This window comes from Paenibacillus jepli (assembly GCF_047238105.1).
Lineage (GTDB): Bacteria > Bacillota > Bacilli > Paenibacillales > Paenibacillaceae > Paenibacillus_D.
In genome coordinates this window covers 4,825,355-4,842,884 of sequence record NZ_JBDFMD010000001.1, presented here as the reverse complement: position 1 = coordinate 4,842,884, position 17,530 = coordinate 4,825,355, and the positions used below count along the sequence as shown (strand labels likewise).

General features: G+C 53.7%; 14 protein-coding genes. 2 read left to right on the top strand and 12 right to left on the bottom strand.

The window, feature by feature from the left end:
* Positions 1 to 59 precede the first annotated feature (59 nt).
* From rlmD to ABC336_RS20825, 5 genes are all read right to left on the bottom strand, one after another.
* The gene (gene rlmD, locus ABC336_RS20845; RefSeq protein WP_413240484.1) at positions 60 to 1,544 is read right to left on the bottom strand and encodes a 23S rRNA (uracil(1939)-C(5))-methyltransferase RlmD; all 1,485 of its coding nucleotides are present in this window, start codon (positions 1,542 to 1,544) and stop codon (positions 60 to 62) included.
* 28 nt (positions 1,545 to 1,572) lie between these two features.
* Complete coding sequence (locus ABC336_RS20840; protein WP_413240483.1) at positions 1,573 to 2,487, bottom strand: diacylglycerol kinase; 915 nt, start codon at positions 2,485 to 2,487, stop codon at positions 1,573 to 1,575.
* Positions 2,484 to 3,497 carry a sirohydrochlorin chelatase gene (locus ABC336_RS20835; RefSeq protein ID WP_413240482.1) on the bottom strand — a complete coding sequence of 338 codons (1,014 nt, stop codon included), beginning with the start codon at positions 3,495 to 3,497 and terminating at the stop codon, positions 2,484 to 2,486. Before ABC336_RS20835 ends, ABC336_RS20840 begins: the two co-directional genes overlap by 4 nt.
* A 2-nt stretch (positions 3,498 to 3,499) precedes the next feature.
* Positions 3,500 to 3,790, bottom strand: a complete 291-nt coding sequence (locus tag ABC336_RS20830; protein WP_020619046.1) for a YerC/YecD family TrpR-related protein — start codon at positions 3,788 to 3,790, stop codon at positions 3,500 to 3,502.
* Positions 3,791 to 4,087: 297 nt separating this feature from the next.
* Complete coding sequence (locus ABC336_RS20825) at positions 4,088 to 4,993, bottom strand: phosphatidylinositol-specific phospholipase C (RefSeq protein WP_413240481.1); 906 nt, start codon at positions 4,991 to 4,993, stop codon at positions 4,088 to 4,090.
* Between the two features lie 598 nt (positions 4,994 to 5,591).
* On the opposite strand from ABC336_RS20825, the gene ABC336_RS20820 reads away from it, so the two are divergent.
* On the top strand, positions 5,592 to 6,365 hold the full coding sequence (locus ABC336_RS20820) for an alpha/beta fold hydrolase (RefSeq protein WP_413240480.1): 774 nt from the start codon (positions 5,592 to 5,594) through the stop codon (positions 6,363 to 6,365).
* Positions 6,366 to 6,475: 110 nt separating this feature from the next.
* Here ABC336_RS20820 and ABC336_RS20815 read toward each other — a convergent pair whose 3' ends face one another.
* From ABC336_RS20815 to ABC336_RS20805, 3 genes are read right to left on the bottom strand one after another with little or no spacing between them, the layout of a single operon-like run.
* The gene (locus tag ABC336_RS20815; RefSeq protein ID WP_413240479.1) at positions 6,476 to 7,489 is read right to left on the bottom strand and encodes an NAD(P)/FAD-dependent oxidoreductase; all 1,014 of its coding nucleotides are present in this window, start codon (positions 7,487 to 7,489) and stop codon (positions 6,476 to 6,478) included.
* Positions 7,490 to 7,513: 24 nt separating this feature from the next.
* A complete protein-coding gene (locus ABC336_RS20810) occupies positions 7,514 to 7,876 on the bottom strand; it encodes a Rieske (2Fe-2S) protein (protein ID WP_413240478.1) in 363 nt (120 codons plus the stop codon).
* 5 nt (positions 7,877 to 7,881) lie between these two features.
* Positions 7,882 to 9,003, bottom strand: a complete 1,122-nt coding sequence (locus ABC336_RS20805) for an amidohydrolase family protein (RefSeq protein ID WP_413240477.1) — start codon at positions 9,001 to 9,003, stop codon at positions 7,882 to 7,884.
* Between the two features lie 205 nt (positions 9,004 to 9,208).
* On the opposite strand from ABC336_RS20805, the gene ABC336_RS20800 reads away from it, so the two are divergent.
* Complete coding sequence (locus ABC336_RS20800) at positions 9,209 to 9,985, top strand: helix-turn-helix domain-containing protein (RefSeq protein ID WP_413240476.1); 777 nt, start codon at positions 9,209 to 9,211, stop codon at positions 9,983 to 9,985.
* A gap of 15 nt (positions 9,986 to 10,000) precedes the next feature.
* Here ABC336_RS20800 and ABC336_RS20795 read toward each other — a convergent pair whose 3' ends face one another.
* The 4 genes from ABC336_RS20795 to ABC336_RS20780 all read right to left on the bottom strand — a co-directional run bounded on the left by ABC336_RS20795 (position 10,001) and on the right by ABC336_RS20780 (position 17,399).
* Complete coding sequence (locus ABC336_RS20795; protein ID WP_413240475.1) at positions 10,001 to 13,771, bottom strand: discoidin domain-containing protein; 3,771 nt, start codon at positions 13,769 to 13,771, stop codon at positions 10,001 to 10,003.
* A 95-nt stretch (positions 13,772 to 13,866) separates the two neighbouring features.
* Positions 13,867 to 15,456, bottom strand: a complete 1,590-nt coding sequence (locus tag ABC336_RS20790) for a type 2 periplasmic-binding domain-containing protein (protein ID WP_413240474.1) — start codon at positions 15,454 to 15,456, stop codon at positions 13,867 to 13,869.
* Positions 15,457 to 15,528: 72 nt separating this feature from the next.
* Positions 15,529 to 16,404 carry a carbohydrate ABC transporter permease gene (locus tag ABC336_RS20785; protein WP_413240473.1) on the bottom strand — a complete coding sequence of 292 codons (876 nt, stop codon included), beginning with the start codon at positions 16,402 to 16,404 and terminating at the stop codon, positions 15,529 to 15,531.
* A 71-nt stretch (positions 16,405 to 16,475) separates the two neighbouring features.
* The gene (locus tag ABC336_RS20780; RefSeq protein ID WP_413240472.1) at positions 16,476 to 17,399 is read right to left on the bottom strand and encodes an ABC transporter permease; all 924 of its coding nucleotides are present in this window, start codon (positions 17,397 to 17,399) and stop codon (positions 16,476 to 16,478) included.
* Between the last annotated feature and the right edge of the window lie 131 nt (positions 17,400 to 17,530).

Here is a 17,530-nt window from a genome sequence, read left to right as displayed (position 1 = left end):
GTCGTTTTCCTCAATTTTAAATGACGAATACTTCGCAGAATACTGATAATTCAGGACTTCTAGGTATCGACCCGACATATTCCTACCACGCACTCCACATGCACCGTATGCGGAAACATATCCACCGGCTGCACCTCAACCGCCCGATACCCGCCATCCTCCAGAACGCGCAGGTCACGTGCCAGTGTCGACGGATTGCACGACACATACACCACCCGCTCCGGCTGCATCGCCAGGATCGTCTCCAGCAGCTCACTATCGCAGCCCTTCCTCGGCGGATCGACCACAATCACATCCGGCTTATTCCCTTCCTGCTTCCAGCGTGGGATCACTACCTCCGCTGCTCCCGCCTCAAACGTCGCGTTGTCGATCTGGTTCAGCTCCGCATTCCGCTTGGCATCCTCAATCGCTTCAGGGACGATCTCCACCCCATACACATGACCGGCTTGTCTGGCCAGGAACAGCGAGATAGTGCCGATGCCGCAATAAGCGTCGATGACATTCTCATTGCCCGTCAGGCCTGCATACTCCACCGCCTTGCGATAGAGCGCCACCGTCTGCTGCGGGTTGACTTGGTAGAACGACCGGGCTGAGATCGCGAAGCGGATGCCGTCAAGCTCGTCATAGATGACTTCATTGCCCCACAGGACACGGGTCTCGTCACCGAAGATGACGTTGGTGTTCTTCTTGTTCACGTTCTGTACGATACTTGTCACGGCAGGTAGTTCAGCCCGAATGCTTTCGATCCACTGCTCCACTTGCGGGATACGCTGGCCATTGGTGACGAGGACGACCATCATCTCGCCGCTGACATAGCCTGTCCGCACGACGACATGGCGCAGCAAGCCGCGCCCGCTCTGCTCATCATAGGCGGTGAGGCCAAGCCGTCTGCCGATCTGCTTCACCAACCGCACGACCTCATCGTTGCGCTCGTCCTGGATGAGACAGCGATCCATATCGATGATCCGGTGGCTGCCTTGCGCATAAAAGCCAGCGATCAGTTCGCCATCGACAGGCGCCTGGGTATTCTCTTGCGCCCCCGCTCTCTTGCCGCTGTGTCTTCCTCGCTGCTCACTGCCGACTCCCGCTCCTGCACCAGCAGACATCCCAACCGGCACCTGAGCCTTATTCCGATAGCGCCACGGATCGTCCATGCCGAGCGTATCGTGCACGATGACGCCGCCCGGCTCTCCCGCATCAGCCACCTGAAGCTTACCGATCCGCTGCAGATTGTCCACGACATGCTGTCGCTTCCAGCGCAGCTGGGCTTCGTAGCTCATGTGCTGCAGCTGGCAGCCGCCGCACTGGTTGAAGATCTCGCAAGGCGCGGACACGCGGTCCGGGCTCGCCTCCAGTATCTCAAGCATCTTGGCGTAGCCATACTGCTTCTTCACCTTTAGCACCTTGGCCTGCACTCGCTCGCCGGGCAATGCCCCCCGCACAAAAAGGGTAAACCCATGTACCCGGCCTACCCCTTCGCCTTCATGCGTCAAGCCGACGATCTCGGCCGTGACGATCTCATTCTTACTCACAGGTATACTCATAACCTTCTCCGTTCCTGGTTTGTTGCCGTTACTTATACGAGCTATTCCCCAGCTCATCCACGAATATCCGCAAATGTGAAGGCAGCACCGACACTGAGCAAGGCAGCGTGCCGCCATACTCGCCGTCCAGATTGAGCTGGACGTAGTCCGGGGTGGTCACCTTGAGTTTGTTGGTCTGGAAGTGGAGGACGTGCGGGTCGCTCAGATGCTCGCCGCGCTGGGCCAGAGTGGCGATGCGGATGAACTCCGCCAGGTTGCACTTCTTGAGTACGACGACGTCGAACAGCCCATCCTGCAGACTGGCCGCCGGGGCCAGCTTCTCGAAGCCGCCGACGGAGTTGCTGTTGCAGATGAGGAACAGCAGCACTTCCTCGTTAATGGTGTCGAAGCCGTTGCCCTCGATGTGCATCATCGTCGGCCGCAGGCGCGTCATCTTCTCCAGGCCCTTCATATAATACGCCAGATTGCCGATCATCGTCTTCAGCTTGCTCGGCACCTCATAGGTCAGCTCCGTGAGGGAGCCGCCGCCAGCGATATTGATAAAATACTTCGTATTGATCTTGCCGACATCGATCGGCCGCGCATACTGGCGGATGATCAGATCGCACGCCTGCTCCCACTGCCTGGGGATGCCCAGCGCCCGGGCAAAATCATTGGTCGTGCCCAGCGGCAAGATACCCAGTGGCGGCCGCTGGGCGCGCTCCGCCATGCCGTTGATGACCTCGTACAGCGTCCCGTCGCCGCCCGCAGCGATGACGATATCGAAGCCCCGCTCCACCGCATCGGAGGCCGCCAGCGTAGCGTCGCCCTCGCCCGCTGTCGCATGACAGCTGGTCTCGATGCCGCCCAGCTCCAGCCGCTGCAGGATATCCGGCAACCGGCGCTTCATCTCCTCGCGTCCCGAGGTCGGATTATAGATTAGTCTGGCCCGTTTGATGGTCATGCCCGTTCTCCCTCCAGCTGATCAGATCCTACGCTTGCCTTGAACCCGTCCAGCCAGGCGGCCGCCTGCCGCTCCATCCACCGCGTGGCGAACGGATGCGGCAGGATCGTCCGGCCATTGTAGCGGTAGTCCGCTCCGGACAACCGCGCTGGAATCACCGACCGGGTGAAGTACCCCTGGCTTAGAAATAAAGGCACCACCACGACCGCCGTCTCCGGCTCCTGGCGCTGCATGGCGCCCAGCACACACCCGGCCTGATCCGGCAGCAGCATCGCCGTCTCCGCGCGCCGGAAGCCGCCAAGCTCCCGGACCCGCTCCGCCAGCGCGCGCATCCCCTGCCGCCAGCGGCCATGGAATACCCGCTCCCGGCTGCCATGGGCAACCAGCAGCACCGCTTCGCGGGCCGGATCCTCCGAGAGCTCCCGGACATTGTCCAGCAGCACCTCGGCCAGCTCCGGATCTTCATCGATGGGAGGCCCCACCGTGATCCGCGCCGCCCGCACCTTGAAGACGCCGAGGTCGCCCTCGCGGTCCGATACCGGCGGCACGCCGAAGCCTTGGCCGATATCATCGATATGGGTACTGCCGGAGGAGACGAACAGCGGCAGCACATAGATATCCGTCACGCCTCTATCCTCCAGCATATCGACGCCGTCCTGGATGAGCCGGCCTTCGATCAGCTCAAGGAACGAAGAGACGATCTCGACTTCCGGGGGCACCTGCACCGCAGCGACCGCATCATCTACCAGTGTGACCCAATCCGCATCCCGCGAACCGTGGCTGATGACGAGGATGCCATACTTCCTCGCAGGGCCGTCTGGCTTGGTCTGCCCGGCCATCATGCCTGCCGCTGCAGCAGCCCCGCCACCACGCAGCAGACCGCCGGCAGCTCCGGCGCCCGCGCGGGCTTGCCCGGTTTCCCGACGTTCTCCGCCCCTGCTGTCGCCGCTCGCCTCATCAGCCCATGCCGTCCGCCTGTGAGGCGATTCCTTCTCCTCAGGCCCCGGCATGATCAGCGCCCCAGCCGTTCCAGCGCCATCTTGTAGCCGTCGTTGCCGTAGTTCAGGCAGCGCTTGACGCGCGAGATCGTCGCCGTGCTGGCGCCGGTCTCGGCTTCTATCTGATTATATGTGCTGCCCTTGCCCAGCATGCGGGCGACCTCGAGCCGCTGCGACAGCGACTGGATCTCGTTGACCGTGCACAGATCGTCGAAGAACACATAGCACTCCTCCACCGACTTCAGCGTCAGTACCGCCTCGAACAATTGGTCGATCGCTTTATCATTAAGCTTCTTAAGTTGCATCGATTATTCACTCCTGTCTGGTCCGCCAACTCAAAAACAGCTTCACCGCCGTCTGCGGGAAGCTCGCGGCAGATCGCTCGTTCATGAGATTCCTTCTCTTCATTGTATAAGGTATGGGGGCATTTTTCAACCACTGCCGTATTCACGCTTTACAGTTGCAAAGGAAAACCCCGTCGGCTGACCGACGGGGTAGTGATGATATAGATTGCTGACGCGGACAACTTGGCATCGGCCAAAGCCAACTTCATGGTGCGGGCGGCGTTTTCCGCCATGACGAATCCGTTTCCCGGATCGCACTCAAAAGTTAGTCGCAATAATCTTCGAAGCAAGGTCACTTGTGATAAAATCCATCGCTGAGACACCGAAGCGGCCGCTCGTATTCGTGGTAAAGAATTGATTGACCTTTGGATTGATCTCATCCGAAATCGCTCGAATGTTCGGAATGCCGAACAAGCCCGGGCTGTATCCGCTTGTGAAGTTGATGTATAGCGTCGATGAATTGGACGAATTCGCTTCGTTGTACTTGCTCTGGATATCCGTCCACTTCTTGGTCCGATTCGATACTTTATAGTAATCCTGGATGTTCAAGCTGGCTGCATTTTGGATGGTGAAAGAGGTGTTATCTTGCCAGGCCGTCGCATCGATCCCTTTCGGAAGCTGGTCCGTCGCGAACCTTCGCAGAAGCACGATCTTGCCTCTGGCCTCGCTGAGGGTAGGGATGTGATCGGTCATCAACCATTTGTTCGGATTTTTATTGACATACCAATTAAAGGTGTCTACATAGGAACGTGTATTTTCGGCGGCGGTATGCTCCTCTTTCACGCTCATGATCACGGTTTCCGTCGGATTGTTATTCAGGAACGAAATGACGGCATTCAAGACGTCGTCAAAGTTCTGATTCTGATACACGACGCCGTGGTGAATCGTGAAGGCATCCTTAAAGTGTCTCGTACGAATATCCAGATAGCGAACCCCGCTGGACAACTGCTCCGCAATCGTGAGATCCTGCGTCTTGGCCGTACCGTAGATCGGCTCGTACATCGCACCCGAGTCATGTGTTCCCGGGATCGAGAGCGCGGCTAGCGAGGTCTGGTCATTAATCGCCCCCATCCAGTTGGCATTGCTGTAAGCCATGGAGGTGCTCGCCAAAGACGTGAGACTCACCACAACGACGACAACAAACAGGATAGCTTTCTTAAGCATTTTTGTACCACCTTGCCTCTCCAATAGATTTATGTCAGTCAAGCGGCGCCACTTGATTAACATCCTGTGACCGTCGGGAGCAACCATACATCGCATACGACAGCGAGTGAGTATGGTATCGATACCATATCCTGATTACATTCTAGTGGACTTTTATAAAATCTGTTGCTGTTTTTGTTTGACATTTCGTAAATTTGCTATCGAATTTAGGGAAAGGTCAAAACACCCTCAAGATGAGTATGGAATGGTATCATTATATTTATAGTAAACTTCAAGAACTACTAGGGTTCTTTAAAAGATTGGTGAAAAAGTGCCGGAAGTGGGGCGGAATTGTCCTGGAGAAGAGCATATGCTTTCGAAGTCGCTTTCTTGCAGAAAGCGTTGAAGCGTTCGCCTGAAAGCTTTTCGCAGAAAAGCTAGCTTCGGAAGCATACACTGTTCCCGGAATTCAACCTCAACCAGAGGTTATGATTCAAGAATTCTGGGAACCACAGCGATCGGAAGGACGATCCGCACAACGTAGGCCTAATTTTCACCACGCTTTTAAACACTTGGCTCTCAAGACTACGCTTAAACAAGCTGAAGGAGGGAAATAGCAGTGGCCGAGTTTAAACGGGGGGATACTGTATTCTTTTACGAAGTGTCAGGGGAAGGGGAGCCCATTATTTTTACTCACGGAGCTTCCTGGAACCATGAACAATGGCAAGAGCAAGTTGCCTTTTTGAAGTCTAGCTACAAGTTGGTAACATGGGATGTAAGAGGGCACGGCCGGTCAACCCTTCCCGAAGGAAGAGTTGATCCCGAAGATTTCAGTAAAGACTTGGTTGCGCTGATGGACCATCTTCAATTGAAACAAGCTACGCTTACCGGCCTTTCCATGGGAGGTCATATTTCTTTGCAGACCGCTATCCGCTATCCCGATCGGGTGAAGCGGTTAGTCCTGATTGGTACTCCTTGTAGCAATAGCTTTAATTGGTACGAAAAAATGTTTGTGCCGGTTAATCGCTTCACAAGCAAATGGATCTCCATGAAAATGAGCGGTGCCATTCAGGCCAAGATGCTCTCCAAATTTAACCCTGCCAATTACGAGTACATTACCAGAGCCTTTTCCATGATGACCCATGACAATTGGAACAGAGTTTGGTCAGCTGTTACACGGATGGAAAGCAAGCATGATTTACAAAAAGTAAAGTGTCCCACCCTGTTATTAATAGGTGACCATGACACGATGACCAATTATCAACAGGATTATATGCACCAAAATATTTCAAACTCCGAATTAAAAGTCATCTCAAGAGCTCATCACGCCACGAATTTGGACAACCCTGAAGAGGTTAACTTGGCTATACTTGAGTTCATGGAGAAAAGATAGACATGTACGGCCTGCGTATCATAACTAACCAAATCATGCTGCAGCTCTGCCAGTTGCTCCACCAGGCTCTCCTACGCATCGCGTAACACTGAAAATTGCCATTCAGACACTTACCCTTCTACCCGCTTCATATGACTGCTGTGACCCGGCGAGAGCTTGGCGGCAGGCTCCACGTACACCTTGGCATTATTGACCGCCGTCGGCGCTTCCCCGAATCCGACAGCGATCAGCTTGATCTTGCCCGGGTAGGTCGAGATATCGCCAGCCGCGAATATGCCGGGAATGCTCGTCTCCATCCGCGAGTCCACGACGATCGCCCCGCCCTCAATGTCGAGGCCCCACTCGGCGATCGGGCCGAGCGAGGAGAGGAAGCCATAGTTGACGATGACCGCATCTACATCCAGCCGCACCTCTTCACCTGTCTTGACATGCGACAGCACTACGGTGCCGATCCGTCCCTCCCCTTGCAGAGAGGCGATCTCCATCGGCGTCATGACGCGGACCCTGGACTGGCTGAGCTGCGTGACGCTATGCTCATGGGCGCGGAACTTGTCCCTGCGGTGCACCAGGATGACCTCCTCCGCGATCGGCTCCAGCATGAGCGCCCAGTCGACTGCGGAGTCGCCGCCGCCGCTGATGAGCACCCGCTGTCCCTTGAAGCGCTGCAGATCATCCACGAAGTAATACAGGTTGCTCCCCTCATACCGTGCCGCTTCCGGCAGCTCCAGCCGCCGGGGCTCGAAGGCGCCGACGCCGCCTGTGATGATCACGGCTTTGGCGAAGTGTGAGGCTTTGTTTGTCACCACCTCGAAGTCCCGCTCGCCGTGCTTGATCACCCGCGTGACCTTTTCCTCCAGGCCGACGGACGTCGTGTCAAAGTAGTCCAGCTGCTTCGTCAAGCGGTCGACGAGCTCCTGCGCCGTCACCTTCGGAAAGCCGGCGACATCATAGATATATTTCTCCGGGTACAGCGCCGCCAGCTGTCCGCCGAGCTGCGGCATGCTCTCCAGCAGCAGCACCGTGCTGTGGCGCATCCCGCCGTAGAAGGCGGCGAACAAGCCGGTCGGGCCGCCGCCGATAATAATCATATCGAAAGCATCTGCTTGTGAACTTCCCAATGACATGATACGAATCCTCCACTGCTATATTTACGCCAGGACATAGACCTGGCCTTCTTCCACCTCTGTCTCATAGCCCCGCAGCTTGATGCTGCCCTGTACCAGATGATGGCCGGTCAGCAAGTCGAACTCCCAGCCATGCCAGGGACAGCGCAGGATCTCCTGATCCCGCCCGTAGGTGTATTCGTAGACCAGTGAGGGCATACGCGTCCCGCACACATGCCCCTCGCAGACCGGGGCGCCGCCGTGCGGACACATATTGCGCCAGGCAAGGTAACGGTCTCCTACAGCAAATACGCCAATCTCCATTCCCTTCACAGTCACGATGATCCGTCCGCTCTGGCGCAGTTCTTCCTGCGTCGCCACGGGGTATCGTACAGGCGTCTGTGCCATCGTGCTCACTCCTCTCCGGTCAGGGCAGCCGCAGCCTCGCCCTGGTCCTGTCGCGGCGCTGCCTCATACAGCCCGTACAGCTCCATTGCGTTGCGGGCCATGATCCTCTGACGTAGCTCCTTGCGGATCGGCTGGAGCGCCATCTTCGGATTATCGAAGTCCCAGTGCGGATAGTCGGAAGAGAACATCACCATATGATCGCCACCCATCATATCGAAGATTGCGTTCAGATGCTGAGGATTATCCGGCTCCTCGATCGGCTGTGTCGTCAAGCGGATATGCTCTCTGATATACTCGGACGGCAAGCGCTTCAGCCAAGGCACCGTCTCGCGCAGCCCCTTGAAGTTCTTATCCATCCGCCACATGAGATGCGGCAGCCAGGCCAGGCCGCCCTCTATCGCTACAAATTTCAGCTTAGGGAACTTCTCGAACACTCCTTCGCAGACCAGGCTGTTCACATGCGCCATATAGTTCGTAGGCAAGATATTGTGCCACTCCAGATAACGCGTCGGATGTCCGGACGGTGTCGGCGGACCGGCGACCCCCCGGCCTTCCGTGCCCGGGTGGATCGCGACCGGCAGCCCATGGCGCTCAGCCGCCTCATAGATCGGATGATAATAACGCTGACCATACAGCATCCGCGCACCGCTGCACATGATGACCTGCACCATATCCGGATGGCCCGCCATCCTCTCGATCTCTTTCACCGCAGCTACAGGGTCCGAATGATTGATCAGGATCGAGCCTTTGAATTGCGGGCTCGCCTTCAGCCAGGTTTCCACCAACCAATCATTATAAGCGCTTGCCACAACATTGCCGTAGTCCGGATCCGGATTAAGAGAGATGCCGAGAATGCCGGAGCCCGTCAGTACCGCATAATCAATCCCGTACACATCCAGATGATGCTTTTTTAGATACATGGGATCACTGCCTGGGGTACCCCCCGTCTCTGTGTACGCATCCCTGCGCATCACACTCGGATTTCCGTAATAGCCGCCTCCGTAGCCTGCCCCCGTTGTCAGCCATTGCTCATGGAAGGCACGCGGCAGATAGGGCAGCAAGTCCTTGGCGCTGGCAATCGCATTATGCACATCGGCATCGATAAGTTTCGGTTTGTTCTCCTGCATCTGATGATCTCCCCTGTCCTCATGATTTATAATCAGTATAGGAGATCCCCCCTTCCCGGTCGATGGGATATCCAACGGATTTTAGACGATATTACGATTCATTCGCCTTGAAAAGTAGATTATCATCCCTTCTTTATCTATAATGAATGGGTAGATCCCTTATACGATTTCGTACAATTTTACTGCAGACCACGGAGGTTACTCTATGCTGAACCTGCACATGATCAACGCCCCCTACAAAATACCGTCGCAATGGCAGATCGCCCCCTCTGCAACCGCGCATCATATTTTGCTGTTCGTAACCAGCGGCTCCATCCGCTATCAATTTGGTGAAGATACACGTTTGCTGCAGAAAAACGACTGGGTGTTCATCCCGATCGGCACCCATCGCTCGGCCACGGCCTGTCCGCCTCACTATCACCGGATGGTGTCAGCTCATTTCCAATGGAAGGAAGCCTCAGAGCCGCCGTTCCCGCTCCTCCTCCAGCAGCAGGAGGTCAAGCAGCTGCGCCCCCAGAACACCGAATATGTGAAGCAGCGGTTCGCTGCGCTCAGTGAGCTGTGGAGCAGCCGCCTGCCCTATTACGAGCTGCAAGGCCAGGCGATCGTGCTCGAGCTGCTTGCTCTGATGAGCCGTGAGCTCGATCAGAGCCGCCATCATCCGGATAAGCTGCATATGGTGCAACATATGCAAACCTACATCGAGACACATTACAGGGAACGGATCACCTTGCAGCAGGTAGCCGACATCATCGACCGCTCCCCCAATTACGCTTGCCACCTGTTCAAGCAGATCACCGGTCTGGGCCCTATCGACTATGCCAATCAAACCCGGCTGAACCGGGCACGCGAGCTGCTGCATCAGACCGACCTCACCGTAGCGGAGGTTGCCCATGCCTGCGGCTTTACCGACCCTTATTATTTCAGCAAGCTCTATAAGCGTGTCTACGGTGCTTCGCCCAAGCAATCGATGATGGAGTAGGGCGACTCAGCTGGTTTAATCGTCTTCCTGCTCCTCAGGTAGAGGCTGACCATACAGCTTTACTTCATCCAAGCTGTTCCAGGCACTTCCCATACTTTGTTTGCCTTGGAACCGGAGGTACTTCGCAGCAACCGGTTCAAACAAGAACAGCTCAAAGTCCCTGGATCTGCCACTGCTTTGTCCGCTATAGACCGTCTCCCACGTCACTCCATCCTGCGAGGTTTGAAGCTCAAACATCTCCACTCGAATGACAGTGAATGCAAGCTCGACTCCGGCCAGGATTACCTCTTCCCCCATATCGAATTGAATCCATGCATTGTTTTGACCTGCCCACTTGGTATCATGATCGTTATCCAATACATTCTCTGGAAGGACATTGGGCGCTGGTGTCACACTGGCCGTTACATGCTGTACCATCAGCTGCTGCCATTGATTCGATACCCTTTGCTTGATAGAGATCGTCCTGCTGCTGGGCAGCCAATCCCCGGTCACATCCATCGCAGCAGTCACCGCCTGGAGCGTCGCAGCCGCCTCCCCATGCAGCAATTCAACAGGCGCGTCCAGGACGACCGGATCTCCATCAACCAAGGCAGTCGACTGACCTACATTAAAAACCATGGAACTGCCTTCATACTGGGCGGTCAATTCACCTGTTGACGCGTTCCAGGCTACTTGGGCACCCATCTCCTGCAATAATGGCCGCAGCGGCAAGAGAACGCTGCCGCCGATCCGCTCTGCGGCCGGCTCCAACTGCAGTCGCTGCCCCTGCAGACGCACCGTAATATCCTCATAGCCCGGGCGATTCGCAGGCTGCTCCTGAAGCTCCACACTCTCGAGCTCAATCGCATGACTGCCTGCTGCTATCTGCAGTGTTATCCAGCCTTGTCCCTGCTGGACCGGCTGTTGTCCTACTCCGTTGAGCTTCACGCCTGTCAGACCGGGATAGTAAAACGTAACCTCCGTGCCGCCGGACACCAGTTGACCTTTCCCTTCACGCATGTAAATGGTAATCGGCTCATCAGCGCTATAGCCTGCGGTACGTTCGGTATTGGTGAAGAAGGAGCTCCCATCCTTTGCAAAATAAAAGCGATTGCCGTGTCCTGCTATCATGCGAAAAATAGCGCCAACAGCTTCGAAGGACACGCCAGCGTGCGTAACCTCAGCTGCGGCAGAAGACTCGAAGGCATAATCGATGATCCCCTGTCCGAGCTGCATGCTGGCTCCTGAATAATGACTGCCAGCGATTCGCTGCATCTCTGCCTTGGGTCGTGCCTCATCATGAGGAAACAGTACAGTAAGCAGGCTCCGTTCGCCGGCTTCTCCGAGATCATAGCCGGAATATAAATACTTGCCTGCCGAGCAAGTGCTCATCGAGCACAATGGCCCCTCCTTCACAAGCACCCCATGATCCGGGGCTGTCGCCAAAAACGCTGACAAGTAGACCGGATGCTCCGCAGTGACAGAGTAAGGACTGATTCGAAAGCGATACTCCTCCTCCTCTGCTATGACATCCGGCGGCAGATCAGCGTTGGGATGCAAGACGACATTGGCGGTATGGCCAGCTGCCGCAACCGCTGCCTTCACTTGATCCATCACAATCCAATACCCATGCACGTGGTCCTGCCCGTCAATCTGTATCAGGCTGCGTCCGTGACTGCCATTAGGCAAGGCCTCTCCTGAGCTGCCATGTGCGTAGCCAAACAGAGGCATCTGGATCGATTCGGCAATACCCCCACCCTCCTTTTTTACATGATTGACGCCGTCAATCATGACTGTGTTGGAGGACTCACTCGTGTTATGGAAGTAGTCCCAGGTGAAGCCCTCATACCCTCTGCCCCAGCCTGCATAGCCGACATTACGAAGCAGCGGTTCTCCATAACCGGTCAAGTAGATCGAATTAACATCCTTATGCCCATGGTTGTCATTAAGCGGCACCGGCGTGAACAATGAGGCGCCCAGCCCGTAGTTGGAGCTGGTATCCTCCAGCATGATCGCGTTGGCATCTGCAAATGTGCGGGAGGGAGGATTGACCGGCTCGGGCAGCGGCTCATACAGCAAATAATTCAACAGCCTGCCTGCGGGTATCGTATCTTGGCCAATCGCGCTCGAGGCATATTGTGCAGCTTTCTCAGAGAAACGATGGGCACGGAAATAAGCGGTGCCCGCTTCCTTGTTATTCTGAGAGATGCCGAAGTTTATCGCTGTATCGCCAAATGAAAAGTACTGCTTTCTATAGACGCCGTTCTGTTCATTCATTAGCTTCACAGGTGATTCCGAATAGCCGAACAGCCATTCATAAAAATGCTGCAGCCGCGGGTCATTATAATAGGTGTTGTCTTGTCCCGTATACTCCAGCACATCCATAAAGTGTGCCTTATTGTCTCGATCCACTTGATCGGGAGCCAGTCTCCAATGCGCATACCCCGGCCCCCCAATGAAGACGCCGTCCGGCGAGACCTCTTTATTCAGATAACTTCGATACTCCTGCTTGGCCTCTGTTATTCTGAACGGCTGATTTTTATATAACGCCCAGATGCCACGGGTGCCCCATGTAGCCATCTTCCATGCAGAATCGTTGTGCCAATACCACTCTCCCGTTTTCTCGAGCTTGCTTTCCAATTGGGCCAGATCGCCTTGCAGTTCAAAATCGTCATGCATGATGTCCATGGCCAACACCAGATTGAAGAAGGCGCTCCCGGGGCGGACATAGCGATTATGGTCCAATCGGTCCAATAAGGGATATATATGGGCATCAAAATCCTCAATCATCTGCTGCACTCTGCTCATATATACCAGCTTATTGTCCGGATCCAGGATGTAGGCCAGTGAACTGGCACTGGCGATATGAGCGATCTGCAAGCTGCGGGCAACAGGATCGGGCGAAGCCGAGACAAGGGTATTCGCATGTTGTATAGCCTCTTGTTTCATTTCCATCCATGGAGATTGCAAGGCACGAAGCCTATAGCTGTCATATTCGGTTTCCTGCACAATAAGGAACGGTCGCGGCCAATCTATAGGGTCTGCAGGCTCAGCGGGTACCATGGCGTATACGTCTACATAGTCAAGGTCCATGGAGGCGTAGACATCGGGCACTGTACTTTCATAATTGGCAAACCAGCGAAACTCGGCAAGCGGGCCGCTGGTCAGATCGAAAGCGGCTTTAAACTGAATACCCTGTGCTTTCAGTTCCCCATTCACAAAGTAATCCGCCTCATTTGTTACGCTGTTGAACTCCATACGCACCGTATACCAGACCCCAGTCTCATAGGGCAAGCTGATCAAAGGTTGCCCCTGGGCAAGTGAGCTGAGATCCCCAAAATTCATATTGCCATTCCTGGTTCGGAGAAATGTGATGAACGCAGGCACACTTTGCGCATCCTTCATCTGGAAGGTATTGCCTGCTGCCGGGTCATTCAACCGGAACCGCTGCTCCAGGATGACTGTCCCTGACAACGTAGCCTGCGCCTGCTTGAAGAAGGCTACATTGGAGCTTGCGGGTATGGCAGGATTATATTTCATCCGCATATTGGCCGCTTTGCTTCCCTGCGCGCCTGCGGACTGGGAGATATCCTGTACTTTAATCGACATTCCCTCGACTAATCGATCAACCACCAGATAATTGGGCCAGCCCGGCTTCGCATCAAGGGCGTCCTGCTCGAACGTATAGTTAAAATAAGTGAGTTTGATTAGAGGAGAAGCATACGCCGCAGGCTGCAGGGTCAAACCGGGAAGAAAAACGAGCAGGCCAAGCATGGCAATAACCAGTCTCTTTATTGCTCTTCTCATCGTGGAAACCTCCTAATCACTAGTGTAAAGCGCTTTCAAATTTGTCTGAAGAAGATGCGCTATCTCCTTGTGAAACAGCGCATCGCACAGCTTTTTCATCCAACGTTGTCCTTGTAGGCCGCCTTCATTTCTTCAATCGCTTTTTCCAGCTGGGTATCGCTTTTCAGCCTTTCCACCAGATCGTCCCAAGCTGACATCGGCGATTTGCCCATAATAATATTAATTTTCATATCCTGAATGTTCTTCTCGATATCCGGTCCAATGATTTCATAAGTCGGTGATAGGATGCCTACCGTCGGATCCGACACGCTGACGGCTGCGCGTTCCTGCAAGATTTGTTTATTGCGGTTATATTGTTCCTGCGGGATGCCCGGATAATAGCCATTGAAGAATTCACTGTAATACGTGAAGATATTACTAAGATTATTCAGAATCGGCGCTATATTGTCCGAGGTCGCCTGCTCTGTCGACTGAATATAGGTAGGGTCGTCTGCAGCCACCGTATAATGGGTATCTTTGAAGCCATAGGCAGCCAATTCTCCGATATCATCCTGCGCCCCTCGGTCAAGGACCTCCAGGATGCGCTTCAGCTTTGCCTCCGGTACTGTCTTGGGAATACTGTACATCCCGTAGAAGCCCGTCCCCTTCTCCGCATATCGGCCCACTTCACTCTCCACATAGGGCAGAGGATAGATATCGCCTTCGGGTTCAATCTTCAGCAGCGCCTCCATAAATAACCATTGCGGCTTAACCGCAGAACCCAAAATGCCTCCCTTGTTGCCCATAAACATATCACGGCTCTGTGAATGCTTCAGCACAGCAAAATCTGGCGATAGCACCTTCTCCTCATAAGCTTTCTTCAAAAATTCCAGTGCCTTTTTAATGTTGGGATCAAAAGCCGTATAAGCCAGATTTCCGTCTTCCAGCTTCCATATGGCATTGGGAGACAAGGTATACGCCTTTTCTACCCAGCCCAGGCTTCCCATATGATTAGGAGCTACATCCCCGATGATGCCATACGTATCGTTTTGATGATTGCCGTCAGGATCCTGTTCTGTAAATGCTTTGGCAACCGCATAGATTTCATCTAGCGTGACAGGCATCTCAAGACCCAGATTATCCAGCCAATCCTTGCGGAGCATGGGCATCGTACCGCCGCCTTCTAGCGGACGAGGTCGCGGAACGCCATAATTCCTCCCATTGATTTTTGAATTCTCCCATGCTTCGGCAGGATAGGCAGCCAGATTGGGATATTCCTTGTACACCTCAGTCAGATCCCAGAATGCCCCTTCGCTTGTTGCATTATGGAATAAAGGGTCTTTGGGGTCCTCAATATACATTAATTCCGGGATATCCCCGGACGCCAGCGTCACCTTTGTTTTTTCAATAATCGTATTCGTTGGAATCCAGGTAATATCCAGCTTGGCATTCAGTTCTTTCTCAATTTCCAGTAGAATGGGATGATCAGGCGCTACTGCTTCCGCGGCATTTTGTTTCGCAAATATTTCAATGGTAACCGGTTCTTGTGCCTTATCCTGATCTGCCTCTTCCGTACCGACTGCCGATGAATTGGTTTCCTTATTCCCTGAGTTTGGCGACGCCTGATTGCCGCTGCACGCGCTTCCGATCAGTGTCAATACGAGCATGGTTGGAATCAACCAAGCCTTCGATTTGTTCATCTTCATCGTCCATATCTCTCCCCTTTATGAAATAAACCACCTGACCTGCCTAACCAGTTGTACCGCCAATGGAGCCGTTCAGCCCTTCACTGAACCAACCATCACCCCCTTGGCAAAATGCTTTTGCAAGAATGGGTAGACCAGAAGAATCGGTACCGTTGCAATCATGACAGCGGCCATCTTCAACGTCTCTGTAGGAATTCGAATCTCACCGCTCAATTGATTGGCAATCTCGCCGGATGCGGAGCTGGAAGAGTCAATCAGCAGCATCTGCAGTATAATCTGCAAGGGCTGCAAGTCGGCCTTGTTAATATAAAGTACCGCACTAAAGAATGTGTTCCAATACCCCACGGCGAAGAATAAGCCAAAGGCTGCCATCGCCGGCATAGATAATGGCAGGATGATGCGAAAGAATACGCCCAGATCAGAAGCCCCGTCCATCTTCGCCGCTTCCTCCAGCTCCTCCGGTAATCCATCAAAAAACCCTTTCATTAATATCATATACCAGCCGCTCGAGAGCACAGGCAAGATAAGCGCCCATATGCTATTGATCAAGCCAAGCGTTTTTACAACTAGATATGGGGGGATGATACCCGGTTGAAACAAGGTGGTGAGCAGGATCAGCAGAAGGAATATCCTGCGTCCGTATAAGCGCTTTCTGGAAAAAGCATACGCGCCTGCCGAAGTGACAATGAGGCTTAAAGCCGTGCCCACCGTAGCCAAAAACAAGCTCACAGAGCCCGCCTTGATAAACACATCATTCGATAATAAGTAGCGATAAGAATCAAGCGTCCATACCTTGGGCAGCAAGGAGATGCCATTCTTCAAGTACTCTATCGGTGAAGTGAAGGAAGCAATAAATACATAATAAAAGGGAAACAGCATACTGAGTGTTACCAGCAGCAGAATTCCTAGCACTGTCGCATCAAACCATCTTTCCTGTTTATAACGCATAGCCCCGCCTCTCTTTCCCGGCAACGGCAACCGACAGGGCGTCCGGCTCCCGTGTGTCTTTACGATCATGCTCAATAAACACCGTCATCGCCTAGTCGCTTAGCCAGATAGTTCGCGCCTACGACAAGCACCAGCCCGACTACTGATTTGAACAGACCTACTGCTGTACTATAGCTGAACTGACCTTGCTGAATGCCGCTTCGATAGACATACGTGTCAAATACATCCGCGACCTGGGCAACTGCTCCATTCATCATTAGATACACCTGTTCAAAGCCGACATCCATCATATGGCCAATTCTAAGGATTAACAAGATGACAATCACATTGCGAATCGCAGGAAGGGTCACATGCCACATCTGTCTTAATCTGCCTGCTCCATCCATGCGGGAGGCTTCATACAGCTGCGGATCGACAGCGGCAATCGCTGCAAGAAATATGACGGTGCCCCATCCGGCTTCCTTCCAGATCACTTGAAGCGTGAGCAACAGCCAGAATTTATTGGGATCTGTCAAAAACTCAATTCGTTCCATTCCAAAAGCAGCCAGCATATTGTTGACAAAGCCTTCCGAATAGCCAAGCATCAGGAATGAGATGCCTACAATGATGACCCAGGACAAGAAGTGAGGCAGATAGATAATCGACTGCACCGTCTTTTTGAACCAGGGTACGCGCAGCTCATTCAACAACAAGGAAAGAAATATCGGCAGCGGGAAAAACAACGTCAAGCTCAGGATATTGATAGCCAGCGTGTTTCTCATTAATTTCCAGAAGTCGTTATGTGTAAAAAATCGTTGAAAATGTTTGACCCCCGCCCAATCGCTATTCCAAAACCCTTGAAAAGGCGAATAGTCTTGAAAGGCAATCAACACGCCCCACATCGGCCAGTACTTGAACAATAAAAAATAAATGATTGCAGGCAAGGCAAGCAGGTACAGCTGCTTATCCCTGACAAGCATTTTCCAGACCATCTGCTTCATCACTCCCGGTTGCATAGAATTCGTCTTCCTGACTGTATGCTAGCGCAGCTGATCTGCTTACGACTACTGGACTTTCTGGAAAACGCAGTGTACATTCCTGTTTTCAGCGATTTACATCAAAGTATAATGGATGCAACCGGGATTCC

Bases quoted from the DNA above. Each gene is read 5' to 3' on its own strand.
- rlmD (WP_413240484.1), bottom strand. From the start codon at position 1,544: ATGAGTATACCTGTGAGTAAGAATGAGATCGTCACGGCCGAGATCGTC.
- ABC336_RS20840 (WP_413240483.1), bottom strand. From the start codon at position 2,487: ATGACCATCAAACGGGCCAGACTAATCTATAATCCGACCTCGGGACGC.
- ABC336_RS20835 (WP_413240482.1), bottom strand. From the start codon at position 3,497: ATGCCGGGGCCTGAGGAGAAGGAATCGCCTCACAGGCGGACGGCATGG.
- ABC336_RS20830 (WP_020619046.1), bottom strand. From the start codon at position 3,790: ATGCAACTTAAGAAGCTTAATGATAAAGCGATCGACCAATTGTTCGAG.
- ABC336_RS20825 (WP_413240481.1), bottom strand. From the start codon at position 4,993: ATGCTTAAGAAAGCTATCCTGTTTGTTGTCGTCGTTGTGGTGAGTCTC.
- ABC336_RS20815 (WP_413240479.1), bottom strand. From the start codon at position 7,489: ATGTCATTGGGAAGTTCACAAGCAGATGCTTTCGATATGATTATTATC.
- ABC336_RS20810 (WP_413240478.1), bottom strand. From the start codon at position 7,876: ATGGCACAGACGCCTGTACGATACCCCGTGGCGACGCAGGAAGAACTG.
- ABC336_RS20805 (WP_413240477.1), bottom strand. From the start codon at position 9,003: ATGCAGGAGAACAAACCGAAACTTATCGATGCCGATGTGCATAATGCG.
- ABC336_RS20800 (WP_413240476.1), top strand. From the start codon at position 9,209: ATGCTGAACCTGCACATGATCAACGCCCCCTACAAAATACCGTCGCAA.
- ABC336_RS20795 (WP_413240475.1), bottom strand. From the start codon at position 13,771: ATGAGAAGAGCAATAAAGAGACTGGTTATTGCCATGCTTGGCCTGCTC.
- ABC336_RS20790 (WP_413240474.1), bottom strand. From the start codon at position 15,456: ATGAAGATGAACAAATCGAAGGCTTGGTTGATTCCAACCATGCTCGTA.
- ABC336_RS20785 (WP_413240473.1), bottom strand. From the start codon at position 16,404: ATGCGTTATAAACAGGAAAGATGGTTTGATGCGACAGTGCTAGGAATT.
- ABC336_RS20780 (WP_413240472.1), bottom strand. From the start codon at position 17,399: ATGCAACCGGGAGTGATGAAGCAGATGGTCTGGAAAATGCTTGTCAGG.